This is a genomic window from Acidaminococcus sp. HCP3S3_H5 (genome assembly GCF_052122235.1).
In the GTDB taxonomy this organism is placed as follows: Bacteria; Bacillota; Negativicutes; order Acidaminococcales; family Acidaminococcaceae; genus Acidaminococcus.
Window position 1 is genome coordinate 1 of record NZ_JBQKCS010000017.1, and the last position, 1,473, is coordinate 1,473.

Consider the following 1,473-nt stretch of genomic DNA (forward strand, 5'->3'; position numbering starts at 1 on the left):
ACCGCGATGACGGGCACGATGATGTCGAGCACGATGCGGCGGGTCATGACGCACCGCCGAGCGCGGCGAAGTCGATCCCGGCGGCACGCATCGGCTCGGTGAGCGTCGCGAAGTGGGGGGTGGAGATCATGTCGCGGACGACGACGGCCCATGCGGCGTCCCGTGCGGCGGACCATGCGGCGTCCCGTGCGGCGTCCCGTGCGGCGGCCCATGCGGCGGACCGTGCGGCGGACCATGCGGCGTCCCGTGCGGCGGACCATGCGGCGGACCATGCGGCGGACCATGCGGCGTCCCATGCGGCGTACCATGCGGCGTCCCATGCGGCGTACCGTGCGGCGATCTGCACCTGGTCATCGGTCAGGGTGGGCAGCAGCGCCAGATAGGCGACCACCTCACGGCCACACGGCCCGAGCGCCTGCCACGCGGGCAGCTCCCGCACCACACGCCACCCAGCGCACCCGACCTTGCGCATCGCCCCGGGCACCACATCGGCCAGCGGCTCCACCTCCAGCAGACGGCTCGGCCACCCCATGCCGGAACAGTCGGCAGGCTCGGTCGATGCGGCCAAATGCCCTGCCGGGTCATACCTGGGCTCACCTGAGGGCGACGGATGCCACACCTCCACACCCTCGACCGGCCCACGCTCAGCCACCCACCGGAAGCCGAGGTCGTACCACGACGTGCCGTCGGGGCGGATAGCCTTGTAGTACGTCATCACACCCACCTCCTCGCAGCGGCGTGCCAGTTGGTCGGCAAGTCGTGGTCGTAGATGCTGTAGTCATCCCAGTTGATCTCGCTCACGATGCCGTCACCTCGATTTGGGTGCTCTTCCCGGGGCGTCGGATCGCCATCTGGATGACGCTCCGTCCAACATCGCGGGCGAACTCGTCACTGGGTCTGATGCACGAGAATCCGTTGAGCCATAGGCGCTCGGGTGAATCGTCGTCCTGGTAAAGGTAGGCGTCGCCGTAGGGCCAAGTGTTCGCCTCGGCTATCGCGGTGACGGCCGCCTCGATGCGCTTGCGGGCCTCCCGCATGTCGGTGATGGCCTGATCGAGTTCGACTAGGTGGGCTAGTAGGTCGCTCACGATTCGTCACCCGCCTCGATCCGCTTGGCGCGGTCGCGGAGCCACGCCACGGCGTGCTCGGCCTGCTGACGCTTGGTGGCGAGGTCGCCACGGGCCTGCGGCTCGTAGACCATACCGCCCAACTGGTAGGCGGTCGCGGCTTCCATCAGCGCCTCGGCCTTGATCTGGTCAATCACGGCGGCGAGGGTGACGGTGACAGCCCCGTCCACATAAACGTTGTCCCGTATGAAGGTGCTACCTCTCTCAGCGCAGCCCTCGGCTACGAGCGCGGCAACACCGGCTTCTACCCACTCGGGTCGGGGGTCATCAGTCATTTTGTTCTCCTTGGTTCAGCAGTTGGTCATTGCGTCGGCCCTCGTCGGTGCGGTACGGGTTGCCGTTGCGG

General features: G+C 67.8%; 3 protein-coding genes. All 3 read right to left on the reverse strand.

What is annotated here, in order from left to right; genetic code table 11:
- Window positions 1-43 precede the first annotated feature (43 nt).
- The 3 genes from ACTQY5_RS10950 to ACTQY5_RS10960 all read right to left on the reverse strand — a co-directional run bounded on the left by ACTQY5_RS10950 (window position 44) and on the right by ACTQY5_RS10960 (window position 1,402).
- The gene (locus ACTQY5_RS10950; RefSeq protein ID WP_441369203.1) at window positions 44-715 is read right to left on the reverse strand and encodes a hypothetical protein; all 672 of its coding nucleotides are present in this window, start codon (window positions 713-715) and stop codon (window positions 44-46) included.
- Window positions 716-797: 82 nt separating this feature from the next.
- Window positions 798-1,088 (reverse strand): hypothetical protein, encoded by a 291-nt coding sequence (locus ACTQY5_RS10955; protein WP_432232230.1) that lies wholly within the window; start codon window positions 1,086-1,088, stop codon window positions 798-800.
- On the reverse strand, window positions 1,085-1,402 hold the full coding sequence (locus ACTQY5_RS10960; protein ID WP_441369204.1) for a hypothetical protein: 318 nt from the start codon (window positions 1,400-1,402) through the stop codon (window positions 1,085-1,087). The genes ACTQY5_RS10955 and ACTQY5_RS10960 overlap by 4 nt, the downstream gene beginning before the upstream one ends.
- Window positions 1,403-1,473 lie beyond the last annotated feature (71 nt).

Coding starts and splice junctions, on each gene's coding strand:
- ACTQY5_RS10950 (WP_441369203.1), bottom strand. CDS start 715: ATGACGTACTACAAGGCTATCCGCCCCGACGGCACGTCGTGGTACGAC.
- ACTQY5_RS10960 (WP_441369204.1), bottom strand. CDS start 1,402: ATGACTGATGACCCCCGACCCGAGTGGGTAGAAGCCGGTGTTGCCGCG.